The 22,402-nt window shown below is 66.5% G+C and carries 14 protein-coding genes; 1 reads left to right on the top strand and 13 read right to left on the bottom strand.

Annotation, left to right across the window (positions count from 1 at the left end; all coding sequences use genetic code 11):
- Positions 1–791: 791 nt before the first annotated feature.
- From ABQY64_RS03060 to ABQY64_RS03025, 8 genes are all read right to left on the bottom strand, one after another.
- Positions 792–1,142 (bottom strand): DUF3325 domain-containing protein, encoded by a 351-nt coding sequence (locus tag ABQY64_RS03060; protein WP_039523193.1) that lies wholly within the window; start codon positions 1,140–1,142, stop codon positions 792–794.
- The gene (locus ABQY64_RS03055; RefSeq protein WP_039523191.1) at positions 1,130–1,453 is read right to left on the bottom strand and encodes a hypothetical protein; all 324 of its coding nucleotides are present in this window, start codon (positions 1,451–1,453) and stop codon (positions 1,130–1,132) included. Before ABQY64_RS03055 ends, ABQY64_RS03060 begins: the two co-directional genes overlap by 13 nt.
- A complete protein-coding gene (locus ABQY64_RS03050) occupies positions 1,450–3,048 on the bottom strand; it encodes a PepSY-associated TM helix domain-containing protein (RefSeq protein ID WP_349779732.1) in 1,599 nt (532 codons plus the stop codon). The genes ABQY64_RS03055 and ABQY64_RS03050 overlap by 4 nt, the downstream gene beginning before the upstream one ends.
- A gap of 64 nt (positions 3,049–3,112) precedes the next feature.
- A complete protein-coding gene (locus tag ABQY64_RS03045; protein ID WP_349779733.1) occupies positions 3,113–5,644 on the bottom strand; it encodes a TonB-dependent siderophore receptor in 2,532 nt (843 codons plus the stop codon).
- A gap of 118 nt (positions 5,645–5,762) precedes the next feature.
- On the bottom strand, positions 5,763–6,812 hold the full coding sequence (locus ABQY64_RS03040) for a FecR domain-containing protein (RefSeq protein WP_104570996.1): 1,050 nt from the start codon (positions 6,810–6,812) through the stop codon (positions 5,763–5,765).
- Between the two features lie 9 nt (positions 6,813–6,821).
- Positions 6,822–7,331 (bottom strand): sigma-70 family RNA polymerase sigma factor, encoded by a 510-nt coding sequence (locus ABQY64_RS03035; protein ID WP_016902856.1) that lies wholly within the window; start codon positions 7,329–7,331, stop codon positions 6,822–6,824.
- Positions 7,332–7,750: 419 nt separating this feature from the next.
- Positions 7,751–10,165, bottom strand: a complete 2,415-nt coding sequence (locus ABQY64_RS03030) for a hypothetical protein (RefSeq protein ID WP_349779734.1) — start codon at positions 10,163–10,165, stop codon at positions 7,751–7,753.
- Positions 10,166–10,369: 204 nt separating this feature from the next.
- Positions 10,370–12,547 carry a hypothetical protein gene (locus tag ABQY64_RS03025; protein ID WP_349779735.1) on the bottom strand — a complete coding sequence of 726 codons (2,178 nt, stop codon included), beginning with the start codon at positions 12,545–12,547 and terminating at the stop codon, positions 10,370–10,372.
- A gap of 388 nt (positions 12,548–12,935) precedes the next feature.
- On the opposite strand from ABQY64_RS03025, the gene ABQY64_RS03020 reads away from it, so the two are divergent.
- Positions 12,936–14,450, top strand: coding sequence for an acetyl-CoA hydrolase/transferase family protein (locus tag ABQY64_RS03020; protein ID WP_039523179.1), 1,515 nt, complete (start codon positions 12,936–12,938; stop codon positions 14,448–14,450).
- A 437-nt stretch (positions 14,451–14,887) separates the two neighbouring features.
- On the opposite strand, the gene ABQY64_RS03015 is transcribed toward ABQY64_RS03020, so the two are convergent.
- The 5 genes from ABQY64_RS03015 to ABQY64_RS02995 all read right to left on the bottom strand — a co-directional run bounded on the left by ABQY64_RS03015 (position 14,888) and on the right by ABQY64_RS02995 (position 22,013).
- A complete protein-coding gene (locus ABQY64_RS03015; RefSeq protein WP_046345560.1) occupies positions 14,888–15,961 on the bottom strand; it encodes a 3-deoxy-7-phosphoheptulonate synthase in 1,074 nt (357 codons plus the stop codon).
- Positions 15,962–15,988: 27 nt separating this feature from the next.
- Positions 15,989–16,198, bottom strand: coding sequence for a hypothetical protein (locus tag ABQY64_RS03010; RefSeq protein WP_126750501.1), 210 nt, complete (start codon positions 16,196–16,198; stop codon positions 15,989–15,991).
- Between the two features lie 224 nt (positions 16,199–16,422).
- Positions 16,423–19,314 (bottom strand): TonB-dependent receptor domain-containing protein, encoded by a 2,892-nt coding sequence (locus ABQY64_RS03005; protein ID WP_349779736.1) that lies wholly within the window; start codon positions 19,312–19,314, stop codon positions 16,423–16,425.
- Positions 19,315–19,948: 634 nt separating this feature from the next.
- Entirely contained in the window at positions 19,949–21,589 is a 1,641-nt protein-coding gene (gene groL, locus ABQY64_RS03000) for a chaperonin GroEL (protein ID WP_011035771.1), read from the bottom strand.
- Positions 21,590–21,725: 136 nt separating this feature from the next.
- Complete coding sequence (locus ABQY64_RS02995; RefSeq protein ID WP_003483210.1) at positions 21,726–22,013, bottom strand: co-chaperone GroES; 288 nt, start codon at positions 22,011–22,013, stop codon at positions 21,726–21,728.
- Between the last annotated feature and the right edge of the window lie 389 nt (positions 22,014–22,402).

The raw sequence follows: 22,402 nt of genomic DNA, 5'->3' as shown, positions 1-22,402 counted from the left end.
TTTGGGCGTTGTGTCTGAAGGGGACAACAGTGTGGATAGATCAGTTGCGGAGCGGTTGATCTGTGACTTGGTGCAGGGCCCTTGCCCGCCCACCATCGCAGGACACGCCGCAAGTACGTCCATGTAGGCTCTTACGCGGCATCCATGCCGCGTAAGGTCCCGCGACGGTAGGCGGGCAAGGACCTGTCGGTGTGCATGGTTGCAAGCGGTGCATGCGGTGCACGACGTGCGCTGGTTGGATCACTCGGCGTTCGCCCAACTTTCATCATTTCTCCATCGCAGGCCGAGCGTCAGGCAAGCCTCCAACACGCAACCTGAAAATGCCACGTCTGCGACGCAGTCCGAGTCACACGCTTTCAGGAAAGCAGCCGATCAACTGTCTGGTGCGGTGGCCTCGCCGGTTGCGGGACCGTGTGGCGGCATGGATGCCGCCACCGAGCCCCCAGGGATGGGTTCACGGCGTGTCCCGCAAGCGGTGAGGACGCCGCGCACTCGACTCACCGAGCTTTTGATTCAAGCATCCGATCGCGACTGAACAAGCCCACCGTTCCCGGTCTCGACTGCCTTGTGCCTTGTGTACTGGGGCTTGGGAAGTGCAGATGGATCAGTTGTAGAGCGGCGGATCTGCAGCCTGGCTGCAGGGCCCTTGCCCGCCCACTCTCGCAGGACACGCCGCAAGTACGTCCGTGTAGGCTCTTACGCGGCATCCATGCCGCGTAAGGTCCCGCGACGGTGGGCGGGCAAGGGCCAGTCAAGCTGGCCGGTATGTGTGGCCTTCAAACAACAGCAAACTACAGCACGTGCCAACCCACCACCCCGCATGCGACGCAGCCCAGCAGCACTGCCAGCCACGCACTCCAGCGCGGCGCGTACGCCAGGCCCAACGCCACCCAGAGCGCGGCCACGCTGACAAACCCCAGCCACAACAAGGTGCCCACCGTTCCGCCCCAAGCGAGCACGCACAGTACCAGCGCGGCGATCAACAGACAGACAGCCATCGCACGCAGCAACCATCGCTGCATGATCGGCGCAGTGCGGCGGCCGGTGAGCTGCTCGTAATGGCGATGCATCGCCACGGCCAGGGCCATCAGTGCGGCGTGGCAGAGCGCGGTGCCCAGCAGCGCGGTGGTCAGCCCATCCATGGCGGATGTCCCAGCAACCAGCTCGCACCACTCAGCGCGGTGATGCCCACGCCCAGCCAGCCCCACATGCGCGATGCACTGCGCGCACGAAACATCCAGAGCACGACGACGGTGTAGATGGCGAAACTCAGCAAGGTCATGCTCAGCACCGAGACCGCAGGCGACACGCCGACAAATCGCGACAGCAGCTGCGCCAGCACGCTGCAGCCGGTGGAGGTCAGCGCATAGCCGCCGACGCTGGCAGCGAGCACGCGACCGGCAACCGACCAGCGGTAGCGCGTCACCGACGCGGTGCTCGAAGCAGACTTCACAACACATCCATCGCGGCAGTGGCGCCGCGCCTGGCGCGTGTCGGCACCGGTCGCACTGCGCTGCGATGGGCCCGATATGTCGCGTAAGCAAATGCAAAGCCGAAGACGAGCGAGACCAGCTCGACCCCGGCGCGCTGCAGGTCACCCGCAGCCAGGTACACGCCCAGATGCTGCCCGGTGGTGACCGCATTGAGCAGTGGCAAGCCGACACACAGCAGCGCGGTCATCGCCAGTTGCTCCACCCATGCACGCGCGGGCGGGCGCAGCAGTGCATGCAGCAGCGTGGCTGTCCATACCCACAGGAATGCGTGGATTTCGATCTGGCTGCGCTCGGCCTGCGCAGCCGGCACCAGGCGGTTGGCGTAGAAATACGCAATGCTCGCCAAGGCGGTTCCCGCAAGCGCGGCGACATTGAGCGCTTCCACTACCCGATAGATGCCGGCGGTGGCCGCGCCGAACTCCTGCTCGCTACGCCGACGCCGCTTGATCGAAAACAGCAAGGTGCCGGTGGCCATCATCAAGGTGCCGGCCAGGCCGCAGATGAAATACAGCCACTTGCTGGTCCAGCCGCCGAACCCGGCCACGTGCAGGGTCTTGATGACCTCTTCCACATCCTGCGCGTGCGGGTCCGTGCGTGCGGCATCCGCGTGCTGCTCCAGCAGCGCGCCGCTGTTCGCGTCGAATACCACGCTGTTGGCTGGGTTGAGCAGGCGCCGCGAGCTGCCGGTCGCGGCCACGCGCGCGATCACCCGCAGCTTGCTGCCGGGTTGATCGGGCCGCTCGATCACCAGCGTTTGCGCGGGCGCAGCGTTGAGCGAGTCTGCTCGCTGCACCAACTCCGGCAGATAGGCGGGCACGCGGTTGACTGCTGCTTCGTCTGCGCTGGTCGTAGGCACTGCCGGCGACAGGTCATCGGCGTAACGCGTGTAGGCGTCCTCGTCGCTGCCATACAGTGCGTGCAATGGCGCGGGCATGTAGCTGGTGTAGAAATACGCCAGGCCGGTGTAGACGATCATCAGCAGGAAGGGAAGCGTCAGCACCGCCGTGGCGTTGTGCGCGTCCAGCCACGAGCGCTGGCCCTTGCCCGGGCGGAAGGTGAAGAAATCCAGAAAGATCCGCTTGTGCACGATCACCCCGGATACCAGCGCGATCAGCCCGCACAGCGACACCCAGCCCACCAGCCAATAGCCGGGAATGCCGCCATGCAAGGTGTAGTGGAAGCTCATGAAATGCCGGCCACCTTCGGTCTGCCGGCCCCACGGAGACGGCAGCAACTCGCCGCTCCCGGGGTCCAGCGCTGCCTGATCCTGGCCCTCCGGTGTCCGCCAGAACAGCGTGAGCGCCTCACCCGGATGCGCGGGCAAGGTGATCCGCCACAGGCGCGCCTGTGGCGCAAGCTGATGCAGCTGCGCCAGTGCACGCGGCACCAGTGCTGCTTCCGGCAGGACCGTCTGCGTACTGGCACTCGGCAAGGCCGGTGTGCCCTGCATCCAGCTGGTGATCGGATCGCGAAACACACTGAGCGTTCCGGTCAGGAAGATCGCGCACAGCAACCAGCCACAGCTCAGGCCGCACCAGGTGTGCAGCCAGGCCATGCTTTGGCGAAAGCCTTCTTTCATCCGGCACGCGCCATGCGCCACCGCAGCGCTGGTGCCCGCATCACAGCGCGCCGCGCAGGGTCACCATCACGTTGCGCGGTTCGCCGTAATAGCGCCCGTTAACGAAGCTCGACAAGGTGTTGTAGTAGTGCTTGTCGAACACGTTGTTGAGATTGACCGCCAACGACCATTGCCGGTTGACCTGGTACCGCGCCAATGCATTCCAGACCGCACGCCCCTGGATCGGCGCGGTGGCAGTGCCGATCTGCCGATACGCCGCGCTCTGCGCGCTGACACCGCCACCAACGGTGACGTCCTGCAGCACACCCGGCAGACGGTAGGTGGTCCATACCCGCAGCAGGTGCCTGGGCGTGTAGCTGTTGAAAGTCTGGCCCTGGCTGCTGACATCCTGCAGGTAGGTGGTGCGGTTGAAGGTGTAACCGGCAAACACGTTCCAGTCGCGCAACACCTCGCCGCTGACTTCGGCATCGAACCCGCGGCTGCGCACCTTGCCGCTGTCGATGTAGCAGAAATCGTTGTTGCGGCAGGTGGGGCTGGTGGTCAGGTCGGCCTGGGCGCGGTTCTTCTGATCGATCTGGAACAGCGCAAACGCGCTATTGATGCGCCCGTCCAGCCACTCACCTTTGACGCCCAGCTCGTAGTTGGCACCGGTCATCGGCTTGAGCATCTCGCCGGCTTCGGTCTGCGCGTTCTGCGGCTGGAAGATGTCCGCATAACTGGCGTAGGCCGACCAGGTCGGGCTCAAGGCGTACAACAGGCCGGCATACGGCGTGACCTGCCCTGTCTCGCGGGTGTGCTCGATCGATTGCGACGGCGACAGCCCGGTGGTGGTGGTGTTCCACAGGGTGTCGTGCCAGCTCACCCGGGTGCCGACGATGGCCCTCAACGGATCAGTCAGCTGCCAGCGCAGTGCGCCGTACAAGCCGAATTCGCGCGAAGTGCCATGCCGGGCCTCGCGTGCATTGGCGAAGATTTCCGCATCGCTGATCGCCCGCACATTGCGCTGCAGATTGAACACGTTGAAGGTCTGGAAGTTGTTCTTGTTGCCGTAGACCGTATCCACGGTGGTTTCGGCGAAGTTGCTGCCGATCACCAACTCGTGCCTGCGCCCCAGTGCATTGAACTGCCCGATCACATTGGCGTCGAAGCCGAAAGCGTGCGCATCGGAAATAGTGCGCGCGGCCAGCAGCGCGCCGGTGCCGTTGGCCGGATTGATCGCGCGGCTGGAGCTGGCATATTTCAGATTGTGCAGCTCGCGCACCTGCACCGCACTGAGCTTGAACACCCAGTCGGCATTGAAGCGATGGTCCAGGTCCAGATACAACCCGCGATTGGACGAGGACTGCCGGTTCCATGCCGCACCCAGATTGGTCTGACGCGGCAGACCGATATCGCGGCCATCGCTGAAACTGGGCAGACCGCCGAAGAACGGCCGGCCTTCCACCTGTTCGTAGCTCACGCCCAGGCTGAGCTGGGTCTGCGGCGAAAACGTGTAGTCGAGCGTGCCGTAATAGGTGGGCGTGCGGCGCGTGACCCCATCGACGAACGAGCGCTGCTCCTGGTAATCGATCACCCCGCGCGCGCGCAATGCGCCATCGGCGCTGAGGTTGGCGCTGCCATCGATCAGCGCGCCGTAGCGATCCCAGCTGCCGCCCTGCACCATCACGCTGACGCCCGGCACATCCAGCGGGCGCTTGCGCACCAGGTTCACCGCGCCACCGGGATTGCCTGCGCCCTGCAGCAGGCCGGCCGCACCGCGCAGCACTTCGGCGCGATCGTAGATGCCCATGTTGGCGCTGTAGTTGCTTGCCCGGCCATACATGCCGCGATTTAGCGGCACGCCGTCGTACTGCACGGTGGTGATGTCGAACCCGCGCGAATAGATGTACTTGCCGCCCTGCGGGCTCTGCACGATGGTGATGCCGGTGGTGCTGGCCAGCGCGTCGTAGACCGAGGTGATGTTCTGCTCGTCCATCAACTGACGGGTGACCACGCTGATCGACTGCGGGATGTCCTTGAGCGCCTGCTCGCCGCGGCCGATGCTGACCGCGCGCGCGGTATAGCTGCCGGTGCCGCTGGTGGTCGCACTGCGGTTGGCCTGCGCGGTCACTTTGATGGTGGGCAGCAGCCACGCGTCCACTTCGCTATTGCTCGTACTCAGCTGCGGCGCGGCGCGCAGCACGTAGCCGCCGGTCTGCAACGGCACGGCCTGCAAGCCGCTGCCCGCCAGCAGCGCAGCCAGGGCGGCCGGTGCGGTGTAGCTGCCATCCAGCCCGGCGGTGGTCTTGCCGTCGGTCTGCGCGGCGGTGAAGCTCAGCAACAGGTTGGCCGAACCGGCCAGTTCACGCAGCGCCGGCGCCAGTGGGCCGGCGGGGATGCGGTAGGCCTGGCGTGCATCCTGCGCGGCAGGCGCGGTCTGGGCGATGGCATCGGGCATGCCCGCACACACGCCCAGGCTGCAGAGCGCAACCGCCACGGCGGCGCCGAGCGGCCGCTGCACGGCCTGCACCAGGGCGTTGCGCTGCAACGACGAAGAGGAAAGTTGGCCGCGGCGGCGGGCAGTGATCGACATGCTGTTCCCACAAAGGTTTGGTGTCGCACTGACACCGTCATTGGGGAGGTGCCACAACTGCGGCGATCGGGCAGCCCGGATGCAAACTTTTTTTGGCGACGTGCCGGCTGGCGGCGCCTCAGCCCTGCCCGGCCGCCTGCACCGTCACCCAGTAACGGCTGCGCCGGCTCACCCGCACCGGCAGCACGCTGGGCAGCATTGCCAGGATGCGGTCGGTGTCGTCCAGCGGAAACACGCCGGAGACGCGCAGGCCGCCCACCTGCGGGTCGCAGCGCAGCAGCCCGGCGCGATAACGGTCAAGTTCGGCGATGAAGGCATCCAGGCGCCACTCGTCGGCGACCAGCTGCCCGCGTACCCAGGCCGCGGCCTGTGCATCGACCGGCGCGATGGCGCCGAGCGCGTCGGCGGTAAACCGACACTGCTCCCCTGCCTGCACGCGCCCGACGGCCTGAGCGGCCGCATGTGGCCGCACCTCCACCGCGCTTTCCAGCACGCTCAGCCGGGTGTCGTGTTCGTCCTGGCGCACGCAAAAGCGCGTGCCCAATGCATGGATATCGCCCTGCGCGGTGCGCACCAGCAGCGGCCGCGCATCGTGACCCGCGCCCAGCGCGTGCGCGGTGGTCACCATGATCTCACCGGCCAGCAACTGCAGCAGCCGCTGCTGCGCGTCGAACCGCACGTCGATGGCGCTGCGCGTGTTGAGGGTGATGCGGCTGCCGTCCTGCAACTGCACCTCGCGGCGCTGGCCGGTCGCGGTGGCGTAATCGGCGGTGGCGCGCTGCCAGCGTTCGGTGCGCGAGGCCAGCACGCCGGTGGCCCCGGCCACCCCGCCCCACAGCAGCAGATTCAGCGCCTTGCGCCGGCCAGATGATGCCTGGCCGTTGCTACCCGCATACGGCGACAGGCTGCGATAGGCCGCCTGCGGGGTCAGCGTCTTCAGCCGCCCGGTCACCGCCTCGATATGCGCCCACGCCCGCGCGTGGTCCGGATGCGCATCGCGCCACTGTTGCCATCGCTGCAGCTGCGCCTCGCTCGCGGTGCCGGACATCAGCAGCGTCAGCCATTGCGCGGCCTGGTCGGCGACCTCGGCGCTGATCGGTTGCCCGCCGGCCAGCGGCGCGCGCTGGCCGGCAGCGGTGCGCGCACGAGGTGAGGCGGCATCAGCCATCCGTGCAGCTCACGCCGACAGGGCGAACAGGCAATGCCGGTTGGCACGCGTGAGGTATTGCTTGACCGAGCTGCTGGACACGCCCAGCCGCTGCGCGATCTGCGCGTAGCTCAGCTCCTGCAGATGCGCCAGCAAAAAGGCTTCCTTCACCTTGGGCGGCAGGCCATCCAGCGCCTGGTCCACCTGCTGCACCGCTTCCAGCGCCAGCAGTTGCAGCTCCGGCGACGGCGCCAATTCCTCCGGCAGCGCAGCCAGCAGTTCCAGGTAGCTGGTTTCCAGCAACTTGCGCCGCTGCCGGTGCGCCATCAGCCGGCGCGCGATGGTGGCCAGGAATGGGCGCGGCTCGCGGATCTCGTCGGCGGCGCCCGCGCTGATCACGCTGATGAAGGTGTCCTGCGCCAGGTCGGCAGCCACGAACGCATCGCCCAGCTTGCGCCGCAGCCAGCCCTGCAGCCAGCCGTGGTGGTCGGTGTACAGGCGCTCCACCTGCTGATGAAGCGCGCCTTGCGTGACCGACACGATGACCTCCTGGACGGCTGGACCCAGGCGGCAAGGCGCCCGGCGATAAATGAGAATTGATCTCATTCTAGCGGAAGCCGGCCATATATGCAGGCGCGGCCGCTGGCCCCCCCATCACGCGGATCGAAAACATGTAGGCGGTTGATGCTCAAAGCGACCCGGCAGTAGCCTGGGCAAGCCTTCAACAACTAGGCGTTTCGCGCGCTGAGCGGAGGCCAAGTGGCTTGACTGGCCAAGCTTCAGGCAATAAAAAAGCCCGCTTGCAGCGAACTGCCAGCGGGCTTTGCTCCCTCCCCCACGTCGGGATGCAGGATCATAGTGCGCGCCCCGAACGCCACTTGCACGCTGCACTGCAAAACAACACCAGGCAGTACAGAACTGGCGCTTTTTCCTTCACACCGCACTGGCGCGCGACGACCTCAGCGCAGCAGATCGGGCTGGGCCTGGTACCACTCCGGTGCACGCAGCAGATGCCATTCCGGGGTCTGGCCGCGCAACCCCACCGCCGCGCTCAACATGCCCCAGCGCGCGAGCAGACTGCCGCTGCGTTGGCTGCCCTGCAAACGCAGGCGCGCATCCACCTGGAAGCGTTGGTTGCGCGCCTGCAAGCGATCGACGATGACGGTGTCGCCCTGCCAATGCACGCGCCCGGTCACCTGCGCCTGGCCTGCATCCACCAGCCGCAGCATCCAGTTCGGAATCGAACGGTCGCGCGCGTACAGCGCCATCAGGAACGCCAGATCGCGCACCTGGATGCGCACGCGTCCATCCACGCCGACCGGCTGGTGCCATTGCATGCGGGTGTCTTCCAGCACGATGCGCGCCCACCAGCCATCGCGGCGCTGACCATCCGGCCCGGTGAATCCGATATTGCGCAGCTGGATGGTGCTGGCGTCGAGGCGAAAGTTTTCCGCACGCAGATCGCCGCGCTGCAAGCGCAGATCCGCATCCACATCGCCACGCAGTGCCAGGCCGGCAAACTGCAGCCGCGCCGCACGTGCACCGATACGCAGGCCGCCCTTACCGATACGCCCACCGGGTTCGATCTGCAGATCGCCACTGAGCACACCATTGCCGCCATCGAAACGCAGTTGCTGCTGCGGCAGATAGCGGTTGTAGGCACGCAGATCCGGCACGCGCGCATTGGCGAACACCAGATGCGCGCGCGTGGCGTCACGCAGCGTGGCCAGATTGCGTGCATCGGCGCGCGTCTGCAGATCCAGACGCAGATCCCTGCCCTGCACGAATGGACGCGTGGGCGCATCGGTGTGCGCAATGGAGAACTGCTGCATCTGCAAGGCAAGTGCCGGCAGCAGCTGCCCGTTCGCATCGGCGCTCACCCGCAGGTCGGCGCTGGCCTGCCCATCGATCGCATGCCCCATCACGCCGACATGCGCACGCACGTGCGGCACCTGCAGGCGACTGCCGGCACCGAGCTGGCCGCGATCGATGCGCAGATCCGCATCCACCAGCCCGTCGCCGTCCAGCGTCAGCCAGTCCACGTCCGGGAACAGCGCCGGAATCCAGCTCAGCGAGGACAGTTGCCAGTGCAGGCGCGCATGCCCGGAGGTACGCGGCAGCAGGCTGCGCATCGATTGCAGCGGCAGCTGCCGGCCTTGCACGCGCAGATCCGCATCCAGGGTCAGCCCGGCATCGGCCGGCTCGGGCATGCTCACCTGCAGGCGCATGTCCTGATCCACCTGCAGTTGCGCTGCAAGCTCGCCCAGCAGGGCGGCCGGCGTGCGCGTGCTGTCGTGCAGGGGTGCGCGCCATTGCAGCTGGCTGCCGGGCTGCAAGGCGCCACGTATCCAGCGCAACTGCCCATCCGCACGCCCGGTGCCGGCGCGTGTGGCGAGCGTGTGGCGCCCCTGCGCATTGCGTACGACATCCAGTGCCGCAGTGTCGCCATGCACGCTCACCTGCGCATCGGCAAGCTGCAGCATGGCCAGCCCACGTGCCTGCTCCGGCGCATGCCGCGCGATGCTGGCTTCGATGCGCAGCTGGCCGTTGCGCAGCACTTCGCTGTCACCCCAGCGCATGCGTGCGTTGTCGAAGCTCGCCTGCGAGGGAAACACTTCCATCGGCCCGCCACGCAACTGCTTGAACAGGCCGAGCTGCAGCTGACCATCGCCTTCGATCCGCAGCTGACGCAGCGTCACTGCCTGCACTTGATCGGCGACGATGCGGTCGAACTGCAGGGTCCAGGCCGGAGCGGTCGATGCGGGACCTGCGGGTGCGCCAGCGGCATTGGCGACCCCAGAGGATGGCGGCACGCGGGCGGCTGCGCCGGTCGTCCGTGCGGGCGGCTGCGTGCTCGCCGCGACGTCTGGGGTGCGTGCGGGTGGCTTGTCCTGCGCGGTCGTTGGCGGCGGCGTACCGGCTGCGTCAGCCGCTGGCGCGGCAGCCACCTGCGTGTTCGGCGCTGTCGCCGGTGCTGGCGTCGCCACGGTAACGGCTGTGGGTACAGCCGCCTGCATGCCGCCGCGCACCCCGTGCGCATGCAGCTCCGGCACCAGCAACTGCCGATGCAGCAACGGCAACAGCTGCACCTGCCCGCTCATGCGCTGCGCGCTGACGTTCCAGCGGGTGCGTGTGGAGCGGCCTTGCAACTCCACCTTCCACAGCGTCAGCCGGCCCGGCCACCAGGTCACTGCCGGGCCCCAGTGCATGGTGAACCTGTCCGGCTTGCGATTGAGCGCGGCCGGCCCGAGTGGCGTGTTGAGCAACAGGTTGCCGAGCAGCAGATAGCTTGCGTACACCACCAATAACGCCAGCAACGGCCAACGCACCAGGCGGGGCAAGGTTTGCCAGCGGGCGCGAACAGGCATCGTCATGACGGCAGGCTCCTGAAGACCGCGCACGCGGCGTGGCGCAGTGTGCCAAGGAAACCGTGAGCGCGGTGCGCAGCGGCGATTGCGGCTGGGCAACGGCAGGCTGCCCGGTGTGCAGTGGATGTCCTACACGCCAGGCAGTGCGCGCACGCCTCGTCGAAGACGGCAAAGCTGGCCGCTTTACGCAAGCCTCAGACCCCGAACCGCTTACTTCGCCTTCGATACCGCCGGCAACAACCCCGGCTGCGCGTCGTACCACTCGCGCGCGCCGGCCAGATGCCACTGGCGCTGCTTGCCATCGAGTTCGATCCCGGCGCCCAGCACGCCCCAGCGCAGATATAGATCGCCGCGCCGCTGCTCATCGTTCAAGGCCAGCCTTGCACGCAGCGACAGCCGCGCATTCTCCGCATGCAGGTCGTCGATCAGCAACTGCTGCTTGCGCCAACGCACCCTGCCGGTGGCGTCGAGCTCGCCCGAATCCAGCAAGCCCAGTACCCAGCGCGGATAATCGGCACGTTGCGCAAACACCGACAGCAGCGGCGCGACATCGCGCATGCGGATCGCCGCATCGGCATCCACCTGGAACGGTGCGCTGGCCTGGATGGTGCCGGCACCCACCTGCATCTGCCCCCACCAGTTGGCATCGCTGCTGTCGTTGCCCACACGCATATTGCGCAGGCGTATGCGCGTGCCGCTGAGGTCAAAGAACTTGTTCTTGAAATCGGCACGCTGCAGCTGCGCCTGCAATTCGGCATCGCCACGCATCTGCACGCCGGCCAGCGCCAAATGCGCGCCCTGCCCGCGCAGGTTGGCGTGACCGCTGCCCACATCGCCAGCGGCATTGAGCGCCACATCGCCGGTCAGGCTGCCGCTGCCGCCGAGCAGGCGCACGTTCTTGCCCGGCAGGTACCGGTTGTAGACGGTGAGATCGGGAACGCGCGCATCGCTGAAACGCAGCTGCGCCTTGAGCGTGTCGCGCAGGCGCGCCAGTTCGGCATCGCCATGCATGGCCAACTGCAGATCGCGGCCGTCCAGCAGGATCTGCCTGGGCGCATCGCGCGGTGCGGCCTTGAAGGTGGGGATGCTCACCTCCAGATGCGCCTGCGGCGTGGCGGCATCGTCGATGCGTCCATGCGCTTTGGCGATACCGGCCAGCCGCGTATCGAACACCTGCGCCACCGCCTCCACACGCGGAATCTCCAGGCTGCTGCCGCTGGCGAGCCGCCCCTGCGCCAAGCGCAGATCGGCCTCGACCAGGCCGCCGCCTGCGAGCTGGAACCAGGGCTTGCGCACGAACAGCTCGGCAATCCAGTTCAGCGATTCGAACTGCCAGCGCCCACGCACCTGCCCGGACAGGCGCGGCAGCACCTGCGCAGGATCCTGCAAGGGAATGCTGCGCCCGGCGATGCGCAGATCGGCCTGCAGTTCGCTGCCCGTCTTCTCGTCGCGCGGCAGGCGTGCCTGCACACGGATGTCGCGCGCCACGTCCAGCTGCAGCGCCAGCATGCCGCGGTCGGTCGCGCCGACGCCGGCCATCAACGGCAGACGCCAGACCGCATGGCTGCCCTCCTGCAGGGTGCCGCGATCCAGCGTGATGTCGGCCTCCACCCGCGCCGCGGACGGCCCGCTGCGGATGTCCACGTGCGGCGCGCCGGTGTCGATCTTCAACGCCACGGTCGCCGCCTTCAGCTGCAGGCGCGCGTGGGTGATGCCGAGCTTGCGCAGGCCCGGCGCCTGGTCGCGGTAGTGGCGCGGAAACTGGAATTGCGCATCCAGCTGCGCGCCATTGAACACCTGCACCCCGTCATAGCTGACCACCGCATCGCGAAAACCCGCTTCGGAGGGAAACAGCTCCGACGGGCCGCCCTTGAGCTGCTTGAGGAAGCCGACGCTGCCGTGGCCCTGCCCGGCGATCAGCAGCTTGCCCAGGCGCGCACTGCGGATGCTGCTGCTGGTGATCGCATCGAAACGCAGCGTCCAGCCCTGATCGCCGCGCGGCGGTGGTGGAATCGGCGTGTCGGAGGTTTCCACTTCCGCTTCCAGGCCGGTGGCATGCAGCCAGGGCAGGCGCACCTCGCGCCGCAACAGCGGCAGCAAGGCCACGCGCGCATTGGCGCGGTCGGCGTGAAACACGTACACGGTGCGGTTGGCCTGCCCGCGCATGCGCACGTTCCAGGCCATCACCTGCCCCGGAAACACGGTCAGTGCCGGGCCGGTCTGCATGGTGAATTTATGCGGCTGCCGATTGGTGACCGCATCGAACAACGGCGTGTTGAGAAACAGGTTGCCGGCCAGCAGATACAGCGCATACAGCGCCACCAGCACGACCACTGCGATACGCCATGGCCGGGGCCAGCGCTGGAAGCGGTCGCGAAGAGAGGACATGGGCGCAGGCAGAAGTCGAGTCTGCCGCCACTATCCCGGTTGCGCTGGCGGCGAGGCGTGAACATAGCCGCTGGCGCGTCACCGCATCCGCTGCGCGGGAGCTGGGGATGCGCTGACGATTAGTGCCACAGCGCAGCAGTGCACAGGGCTTGCCGGCAGGCGCTCACCAGGCAACCGCAGGCCTGCCAGCGGCAACGCCAACGCCAGGCTCCATACGCAGAAACGAAGGCGGGTGAGGCGTCAATGTATTGCCCCAACCGACCTGCCACGCAACAGTCCGCTTCGCACGCAGTTGAGGCCATCTGCACCGGTGCATTGCACCATGGTCGCAGCGCGGCCGACGCATGCAGCGGCGATAATGGCAGTCCCCTGTCCCGCTGTGCCACCCATGTCCGACGAACGCATCCTGTACGCGCCGCTGCGCGAGCGCCTGGTTTCTGCCGAGGCCGCTGCCGCATTGATCCAGCCCGGCGAGACCGTGGCGATGAGCGGCTTCACCGGCTCCGGTTACCCCAAGGCGGTGCCGATGGCGTTGGCACAGCGCATCGAAGCGGCGCATCTGCAGGGCCAGCCATTCCAGATCAAGCTGATGACCGGCGCATCCACCGCGCCGGAACTGGACGGCGCGCTGGCCAAGGCCGACGGCATCGCCATGCGCATGCCGTTCCAGTCCGACCCGGACGCGCGCCAACGCATCAACGCCGGCACGCTGGACTATATCGACATCCATCTCAGCCACGTCGCCCAGCACGTGTGGTTCGGCTTCTACGGGCAGATCGACACTGCCGTGGTGGAAGTCTCGGCGATCCGCGCCGACGGCAGCCTGGTGCCGTCCACCTCGATCGGCAACAACAAGACCTGGCTGGACCTGGCCAGCAAGGTGATCATCGAAGTCAACGACTGGCAGCCGGCCGGCCTGGATGGCATGCACGACGTGTACTACGGCACTGCGCTGCCGCCGCAGCGCAAGCCGATCCCGTTGATCCACGGCGACGACCGCATCGGCGAGCCTAGCCTGCGCTGCGATCCGGACAAGATCGTGGCAGTGGTGCGTACGCATGGCCCGGACCGCAACAGCCCGTTCGCTGCCGCCGACGACAGCAGCGAACGCATCGCCGAGCACCTGATCGCGTTCCTGCGCCATGAAGTGGACAAGGGCCGGCTGCCGGCCAGCCTGCTGCCGCTGCAATCGGGCGTGGGCAATATTCCCAATGCGGTGCTGGCGGGGCTTGCACGCAGCGGCTTCCGCGACCTGGAAGCGTTCACCGAAGTGATCCAGGACGGCATGCTCGCGCTGCTGCGCGATGGCGTGCTGCGCTACGCCTCGTGCACCGGTTTTGCGCTCAGCCCGGAGGGCAACGAGGAGTTCAAGCGCAATATCGATTTCTACCGGCAGCGCATCATCATGCGCACGCAGGAGATTTCCAATCATCCGGAGCTGGTGCGCCGGCTCGGCTGCATCGGCATGAACGGCATGATCGAGGCCGACCTGTACGGCAACGTCAATTCCACCCACGTGATGGGCAGCCGCATCATGAACGGCATCGGTGGTTCCGGCGACTTTGCCCGCAACGGCTTCCTGTCGATCTTCCTGAGCCCCAGCATCGCCAAGGCCGGCAGCATCTCGTCGATCGTGCCGATGGTCAGCCATGTCGATCACACCGAACACGATGTCTCGGTGATCGTCACCGAACAAGGCCTGGCCGATCTACGCGGCCTCACACCCAAGCAACGCGCACGCCAGTTGCTCGATCACTGCGTACACCCGCGCTACCGCGATGCGCTGGAAGATTATGTGGCGCGCGCCAATCGCGACAGCTATGGCAAGCACACCCCGCATCTGCTGACCGAGGCGCTGTCGTGGCATCAGCGCTGGTTGGAGACGGGGGATATGTTGGGGTGAGCGGGAATCGGGAATCGGGAATCGGCGGTTGTAGCGCAGCGTGACGGTGTTGCTGGAGAGATCGGAGCACGGCCGTCATGCCGGTGTTTAACGCTTCGCGAACTTCATTGCTGGCATCGACATGCTGCGACATCGCGATGTCACGGATGTGGCGGATAACGTTCCTGCCCGCTCGCATTCGGCGGCAGGACGGCTCTCTCCCCCTCCTGCCGCTGGGCGCGACGGGTCACCACTGGGTGGTGTCCAATCCGTCGGGCCGGCTCCCTGCGCCGGCCCGGCGTTCTCGTTCTGGAGCGGCCATCAGCACGCGCGCGCTTGTGTTCATTGCCAGGCTGCTCGAGAGGGGCTTCTCCCTTCTCCCGGCGAGAGAAGGTGGCGCGCAGCGCTGGATGAGGTTACGCGCGAAGCCTCGTGTTCTCACCCCACCGCCTCGCCGATCACGCAGCTTCGGCAACCCGCCTTGCGCGACGTGCGCGTACGGCCGTCGCTAGGCGCTCGAGCACCTGCACCGAGGCGTCCCACCCCAGGCAGCCGTCGGTGATGCTCTGGCCGTAGGTCAGTGCGCAACCCGGCACCAGCTCCTGGCGTCCGCCGACCAGGTGGCTCTCCACCATGACGCCGACGATGCGGGTCTCGCCGCCTTCCAGCTGCGTGGCGATGTCGTCGATGACCTTGGGCTGGTTCTCGGGGTTCTTGCCGCTGTTGGCGTGGCTGGCGTCGATCATCAGGCGCGCCGGCAAGCCGGACGTGTTGAGCACTTGGCTGGCCGCTTCCACATTGGCCGCGTCGAAGTTGGGCTGCTTGCCGCCGCGCAGGATCACGTGGCAATCCGGGTTGCCTGCGGTCGCGGCCACCGCGGTGTGGCCGTCCTTGGTCACGGCCAGGAAATGATGCGGGTGCGAGGCCGCACCCACCGCGTCCACCGCAATCTTGACGTCGCCGCCGGTGCCGTTCTTGAAGCCCACCGGGCACGACAGGCCCGAGGCCATTTCGCGATGCACCTGGCTTTCGGTGGTGCGCGCGCCGATCGCGCCCCAGGCCACCAGGTCGGCGATGTACTGCGGCGAGATGATGTCGAGGAATTCCACACCGGCCGGCAGGCCGAGGTTGTTGATGTCGCGCAGCAGACCGCGCGCCACCCGCAGGCCCTTGTTGATCTGGAAGCTGCCATCCAGATCCGGATCGTTGATCAGGCCCTTCCAGCCGATGGTGGTGCGTGGCTTTTCGAAGTACACCCGCATCACGATCTCCAGCGCGTCGCCGAACTGCTCGCGCAGCGGGCGCAGGCGGTGCGCGTAGTCCATCGCCGCGACCGGATCGTGGATCGAGCAGGGCCCGATCACCACCGCCAGGCGGTCGTCACGGCCATGCAGGATCTCGTGCAGCGCGGCACGCGAATTGGTCACGGTTTCGGAGGCGCGCTCGTCGCAGGGCAGCAGCGACAGCAGCTGCGAGGGCGGGGCAAGGGCTTCGATCTTGCGGATACGCAGGTCATCGGTCACAGGCGGCATAACAGTGTCTCGGTGGGCGGTGTTGCATCAGGGAGCCAGGCGCGGCGGCAACAAAAAAGCCGCCAGTGTGCGCTGGCGGCTTTTCGGGAATGCTGCTGAAGATTTCTTCAGGGTGAGCGCAATCCGTCCTCCGCCAGCGGCATCGGAAAACCGTAGTACCAAAAGTAAAACTGGCTGCGGGGTGCGTTCATTGAGTGCATTGATACCACGCACGTTTGGCCGTTGCCACTGTTTCATCGGCAACGGAACGTTGCAGCGGTGCTCCCGCAGGGTGCCTGCAAGCCGCATGTGTCGCGCCGACCACCGCGGCACACGACAAGCTGCGCGAACCGATACGCGGCATTACCACGCGCGCGTTGGCAGGCCGGGATCGAGCACGGCTTGCCTGCGCAGGTGGCATCGACGATGCATCGCACGGCACGGCGCTATGCCGTGACGTGCGATGCGGCCAGCACCTTCAATCAGAACGTAAACACATATTCCGCCGCCACTTCGCGGCCGATCGGGTTGAACAAGGTGGTGTTGTAGAAGCCGTAACCGTAGAAGCGCTCCTTGTTCTCGTAGCCCACTTCGTTGAACACGTTGTTGACGTAGAAGTTGACCTTGGCGTGGTCGGTGATCCTGTAGCCGGTGCTGAGGTTCCAGTAGATCGCCGGGCCGACGCGGCCGAAGTAGCGCTTGCTGCTCTCGCCCAGATGCACGTTGGCGGTGTCGGTGACCACGCATGCGTCCGAGGCACTGGGTTGGTAGCCGTCGTCGAAGCGCTCGCAGGTGCCCCAGTTGACCGCGCGCATGGAGCCGAGCCGGCGGAAGTACACCGTCCAGTCCCAGGCGCCGCCGTTGTCCCAATGCACGCTGCCCCGCACACGGCTGCGCACGCGTTCGTCGCGGCGGTTTTCATCGCTGTCGGTGCGGTAGATCTGCTCGCGATAGGCCAGCAGGTTGTTGTAGTCCAGCGACAACTGGAAGTTGCCCCAACCCGCGGTGGCAAGCCGGTATTTCAGCGAGGCATCGATGCCCGAGGTTTCCATCTGCGCCAGGTTGATCGGGCCACGCTCGATGCTGGCGATGGTGCCGTCGGCGTTGCGCAGCACGCGCGAGGTGATGGTGTCGCAGTAGCCGGCGCCGCCGGGATTGTTCCAGGCGCCGCCGCTGATGGTGGTGCCGGTGCGGCAGCCGGCTTCGGCCGACAGGATCTCGTCGCGGTCCAGATCCTTGATCATTTCCTCCAGCTCGATGCGGTAGTAATCCACGCTCAGCGACAGGCCCTGCACGATGTCCCACACCACCCCGCCAGTGAACGAGCGGCCGGTTTCCGAGCGCAGATCCGGCGTGCCGCGACGGTTCACGTCCACGGTGTAGTAGATGTTGCTGTTCTCGTCGTTGCAGCCGCCGGTGAGATACGCGCCGGTGGCGATGCAGCGGTACTGGTCGATCACGGTCTGGTTGGTGGAGCTGGGTTCGCCGAGCACGTAATGCATGTCCGGCGCGCGGAAGCTGGTGGCCAGCGTGCTGCGCAACAACAGGCTCTCGACCGGGCGCCATTCCAGACCCGCGCTCCAGGTGGTGTCGCTTTGGGTGCCGACATCGGTCGGAATCGCCGCCGAAGAACGGTAACTGCCGTAGCGATCGTAGCGGCCGGCGACATTGGCGCTCAGCGTCGACAGCAGCGGAATCTGGAATTCCAGCCCGGCCGAACTGCGCATGCGCTCGCCGCCGCCACTGTCCACCACATCGACCGGATAGCACTCGTTGGCGCAGGGGTCGGGCGACAGCTGGTAGCCCTGCTTGGCGACTTCGGCCACGGTGGCGAAGCGGATCGGCCCGGCCCAGCCCTGCACCAGATCGCCGCTCAGGCTGAAGCTGGCTTGGTTCACCCACGAATACGCTGAGTTATGCGATTTGGCGACCAGGTCGTCGTACTCGCTCGAGGACAGCGGCGCATACAGGCGCGCCTGGTTGATCGCATAGATCGGCGTGCCGTCGGCGGCGGTGCCGGTGGGGCTGCCGAAGAAATAATCGGTGGCGCGGGCGGTGTCCACGGTGCGTACGTATTCGTCCACTGTGTAGCGCGAGCGGCCCACGCTCAGCTCCCAGTCGAAGCGGTCGGCCCACACGCCACGCAAGCCGGCGCTCAGGTCCCAGGACTGCTCCTTGTTGTAGTTGGCCAGCCGGTCCCAACCACCGGCCTCGCGCCGGGTGAGCTGCCGGATCGCATACAGCGAGCGGCCGGTGTCGGCGTCCTGGAACGGACCCAGATACACGTACGGCGGGTCGTAGGTCCAACGGCCGATGCTGCGGTTGGCCGACAGCGTGGCCCAGGCTTCGGTGTGCTCGCCGAACTTCCAGGTGCCGTAGAGATACGCCGAGTAGTCCTCGCTGCCGGTGACCAGCCCCCAGTCGCCGTAATCGCGCGCCACGCCGCAGTAGTCGCCGGCGTTGGTGACCGCCCCGGTGTTCTGGTTGTAGCTCAGCCGCTGCCCGTCGATGAACTCGCCGCCGAAGCGCGCGCAGGTGCCGGCGGGCGGTGCGAGGCGTTCGTTGGTGTTGGCATCGACCAGGCTCAGGCCGGTGAACGGGTTGAAGCCGTAGCGGCGGTTCTGCCCGGTCCAGTTGGAATAGGCCATGTCGTCGGAATCGTCCATCTCGGGGCGATCGCGCCCGCTCAACGGATCGCGCCGGGTGGCCTGCAGCGCGTAGGTCAGGCTCCAGTTCTCGCCGGTGCGCCCGCCGGCCCAGGACACGTCGAAGCTGTCGCGGCCGCCTTCGGTGGCAGTGCCGCCGCGCAGCCGCACCTGGTCGCCCTGGTAATCGCGCTTGAGGATCACGTTGACCACGCCGGCCACCGCGTCCGAGCCGTAAATCGCCGAGGCGCCGCCGGTCAGGATGTCGATGCGCTCCACCGCCGCGGACGGGATGTTGCTGTAGTTGGAAAAGTTGCTCTCGCCGCCGTACGGCAGTGGGTAGTCGGCCACGCGGTGGCCGTTGACCAGCAGCAGGGTGCGGCCCGGCCCGAGGTCGCGCAGGTTGATCGGCGAGGCGTTGGGCGTATGCGAGCCCCACTGCGTATCGGCCTCCACCGAGCCCTGCTGGTTCATGCTGTTGAGCACGTCGTAGACGGTGGCAAAGCCCTCCTGCTGGATCTGCTGCGCAGAGATGGTGACCACCGGTTGCGCGCCTTCGACCTGCGCGCGCTTGATGCGCGAGCCGGTGACGCTGACCGCGTCCAGGGTGGAGGTGGTGCGCGGTTGCTCCGGCTCGGCCTGCTGGGCAGCCGCCGACGGTGCGATGGCGGCGGTCAGGGCGAGGGACAAGGAAATCGACAAGGCAAGGCGATGACTGCGGCAGTTCATAAGATCCCCGGGAGAGGCCGGCATGGCCGGCGTGGCGTTCCACTGCAACGACGCCTGCGAGCGATGCACCGCATCGCCGCCCCCTGTCCGATGGCCCCCCGACCGTTCGGCGCAAGCGCCTGCCCAGCGACGCTAGGATGGCGCTGACATCGATGTCAACACACTGTCATGCAAGTGTGATGGGGTCCACAATCCACACGACGACGCAGGCGTCGACACGGTTGGGGCCGCGAACCGATTGCGCGAGCCAATGGCATCGGCGCCGCGTAGGAGCGCACCCGGGCGCGATTGGGGCATTCCCGGTGAAGCCCCTTCGCGCTCTGGGGCGCTTCTACGGGGTCATGGGCCTGCGTGGTCATGCAAGCGCCGAGTTCGACACGGTTGGGGCGCGGGCCGATTGCGCGGGCCGATGATTGCGTCAGGCGATCGATGCGTAGGAGCGCACCCGGGCGCGACTGGGGCATTCCCGGTAAAGCCCTTTCGCGCCCAGGTGCGCTCCTACGGGGTCATGGGGTTTGCGTGGACCACGCACGCCCAATCGGCGATCGCCTCTTGCGGCATCCATCTCATCGCCCACAAAAAACCCCGCCTTTCGGCGGGGTCCTTTTTTGCTGCAACAGCCGAGTGGCGTGGATCAGAAATCCATGCCGCCCATGCCGCCCATGCCACCGCCGGCCGGCATCGCCGGCTCGTCCTTCTTCGGTGCATCGGCCACCATGGCTTCGGTGGTGATCATCAGGCCGGCGATCGAGGCTGCGTTCTGCAGCGCCGAGCGGGTGACCTTGGTCGGATCCAGGATGCCGAACTCGACCATGTCGCCGAACTCGCCGTTGGCCGCGTTGTAGCCGTAGTTGCCGGTGCCTTCCTTGACCTTGTTCAGGATCACGGACGGCTCTTCGCCGGCATTGGCCACGATCTCGCGCAGCGGGGCTTCCATCGCGCGCAGGGCGATCTGGATGCCGTGGGTCTGGTCTTCGTTGGCACCGGTCAGGTTACCGACGGCCACCAGCGCACGCACCAGGGCCACACCGCCGCCCGGGACCACGCCTTCTTCGACGGCTGCACGGGTGGCGTGCAGGGCGTCTTCGACGCGGGCCTTCTTTTCCTTCATTTCGATTTCGGTCGACGCGCCGACCTTGATCACTGCAACGCCACCGGCCAGCTTGGCCACGCGCTCCTGCAGCTTCTCGCGGTCGTAATCGGACGAGGTGTCTTCGATCTGGGTCTTGATCTGGCCAACGCGGGCTTCGATCGTGGCCGAGTCGCCGGCGCCGTCGATGATGGTGGTGTTCTCCTTGGAGACCTGCACCTTCTTCGCGCGGCCCAGGTCCTTGATCGTGGCCTTCTCCAGCGCCAGACCCACTTCCTCGGAGATCACGGTGCCGCCGGTCAGCACGGCCATGTCTTCCAGCATCGCCTTGCGACGGTCGCCGAAGCCCGGTGCCTTGACGGCCACGACCTTGACGATGCCACGGATGGTGTTGACCACCAGGGTGGCCAGCGCTTCGCCTTCGACTTCTTCAGCGACGATCAGCAACGGCTTGCCGGCCTTGGCCACGCCTTCCAGCACGGGCAGCAGGTCGCGCACGTTGGAGATCTTCTTGTCGTGCAGCAGGATGAACGGGTCGTCCAGGTCGGCCGACTGGCTCTGCTGGTTGTTGATGAAGTACGGGGAGAGGTAGCCGCGATCGAACTGCATGCCCTCGACCACGTCCAGCTCGTTTTCCAGGCCCGAGCCTTCTTCAACGGTGATCACGCCTTCCTTGCCGACCTTCTGCATCGCTTCGGCAATGATGTTGCCGATCGACTCGTCCGAGTTGGCCGAGATGGTGCCGACCTGGGCAATCGCCTTGTCGTCGGTGGTGGGCTTGGAGATGTTCTTCAGCTCGATGACGGCGGCCTTGACGGCCTGGTCGATACCGCGCTTGAGGTCCATCGGGTTCATGCCGGCGGCCACGGCCTTGGCGCCTTCGCGGATCAGGGCCTGGGCCAGCACGGTGGCGGTGGTGGTGCCGTCGCCTGCATTGTCGTTGGTCTTGGAAGCGACTTCCTTGACCATCTGCGCGCCCATGTTCTCGAACTTGTCAGCCAGTTCGATTTCCTTGGCGACGGACACGCCGTCCTTGGTGATGGTCGGCGCGCCGAAGCTCTTCTCGAGCACGACGTTGCGGCCCTTCGGGCCCAGGGTGGCCTTGACGGCATTGGCAAGCACGTTGACGCCACGAACCATACGGGTACGTGCGTCTTCACCGAAACGAATGTCTTTAGCAGCCATTTGTTGTAACTCCGGAATTTGAGATTAGGGATTGGGGATTGGCTAAAGCGGGGTTCGGGGGAGATGCGGGATCAGCTGCGCCAAGCGCAGTGGCCAATCCCGAATCCCCACTCCCGAATCCCGCCGGCAACGGCTATCAGCCGATGACGGCCAGGATGTCGTCTTCGCGCAGCACCTTGTACTCGACGCCTTCGGACTTGTAGCTGCTGCCGGCGTACTGGCCGTAGATGACCTTGTCGCCGACCTTGACCACCGGCGCGCGCAGGCTGCCGTTGTCCAGGGGCTTGCCGGCGCCGATGGCGACGACTTCACCCTTGGTGGACTTTTCCTTGGCGGAGTCCGGGATCACGATGCCGCCGGCGGAAACTTCGTCGGCTTCGATCGGCTTGACTACAACGCGGTCGTGAAGCGGCTTGATGCTCATAGAGAAAGACCCTCTTAAGTGATTGATTGGTCTGGAAATTATCGGCGATGTTAGCACTCGTATGTGACGACTGCCAGCACAGCGCGCGGAAAAAACCCGACAGAGCGGGTGCGGGCCAGAGATTGTGCTGTGTGGCCAGCTTTCAAGGGCTGGGGGCAAAAAATTTTCGCCGGGCAGTTCTGTCCCAGGGCCATGACGCGGCCGACACGACCTGGCGCGCATTGCCCCGCTGGCGACCGACAGCCGGGTGGGAACCGGGCTGCGCAATCGCCGGCTGCGCCTGAGACCGGCTACCGAGCCACTGTCACGCCGGACAGTGCGCACCGAGCAGTCGCGGGAGCAGCCGCTCTAAAAATGGAACCAGGTTCCATCGATTGTCATGCACACGT

The sequence above is a fragment of the Xanthomonas sp. WHRI 7065 genome (genome assembly GCF_040203115.2).
In the GTDB taxonomy this organism is placed as follows: Bacteria; Pseudomonadota; Gammaproteobacteria; order Xanthomonadales; family Xanthomonadaceae; genus Xanthomonas; species Xanthomonas arboricola.
Note: the sequence above shows the minus strand (reverse complement) of the source record. Positions and strands in the feature narration are given on the sequence as shown.

Bases quoted from the DNA above. Each gene is read 5' to 3' on its own strand.
- ABQY64_RS03060 (WP_039523193.1), bottom strand. From the start codon at position 1,142: ATGGATGGGCTGACCACCGCGCTGCTGGGCACCGCGCTCTGCCACGCC.
- ABQY64_RS03050 (WP_349779732.1), bottom strand. From the start codon at position 3,048: ATGGCCTGGCTGCACACCTGGTGCGGCCTGAGCTGTGGCTGGTTGCTG.
- ABQY64_RS03045 (WP_349779733.1), bottom strand. From the start codon at position 5,644: ATGTCGATCACTGCCCGCCGCCGCGGCCAACTTTCCTCTTCGTCGTTG.
- ABQY64_RS03040 (WP_104570996.1), bottom strand. From the start codon at position 6,812: ATGGCTGATGCCGCCTCACCTCGTGCGCGCACCGCTGCCGGCCAGCGC.
- ABQY64_RS03030 (WP_349779734.1), bottom strand. From the start codon at position 10,165: ATGACGATGCCTGTTCGCGCCCGCTGGCAAACCTTGCCCCGCCTGGTG.
- ABQY64_RS03025 (WP_349779735.1), bottom strand. From the start codon at position 12,547: ATGTCCTCTCTTCGCGACCGCTTCCAGCGCTGGCCCCGGCCATGGCGT.
- ABQY64_RS03020 (WP_039523179.1), top strand. From the start codon at position 12,936: ATGTCCGACGAACGCATCCTGTACGCGCCGCTGCGCGAGCGCCTGGTT.
- ABQY64_RS03015 (WP_046345560.1), bottom strand. From the start codon at position 15,961: ATGCCGCCTGTGACCGATGACCTGCGTATCCGCAAGATCGAAGCCCTT.
- ABQY64_RS03010 (WP_126750501.1), bottom strand. From the start codon at position 16,198: ATGAAACAGTGGCAACGGCCAAACGTGCGTGGTATCAATGCACTCAAT.
- ABQY64_RS03005 (WP_349779736.1), bottom strand. From the start codon at position 19,314: ATGAACTGCCGCAGTCATCGCCTTGCCTTGTCGATTTCCTTGTCCCTC.
- groL (WP_011035771.1), bottom strand. From the start codon at position 21,589: ATGGCTGCTAAAGACATTCGTTTCGGTGAAGACGCACGTACCCGTATG.
- ABQY64_RS02995 (WP_003483210.1), bottom strand. From the start codon at position 22,013: ATGAGCATCAAGCCGCTTCACGACCGCGTTGTAGTCAAGCCGATCGAA.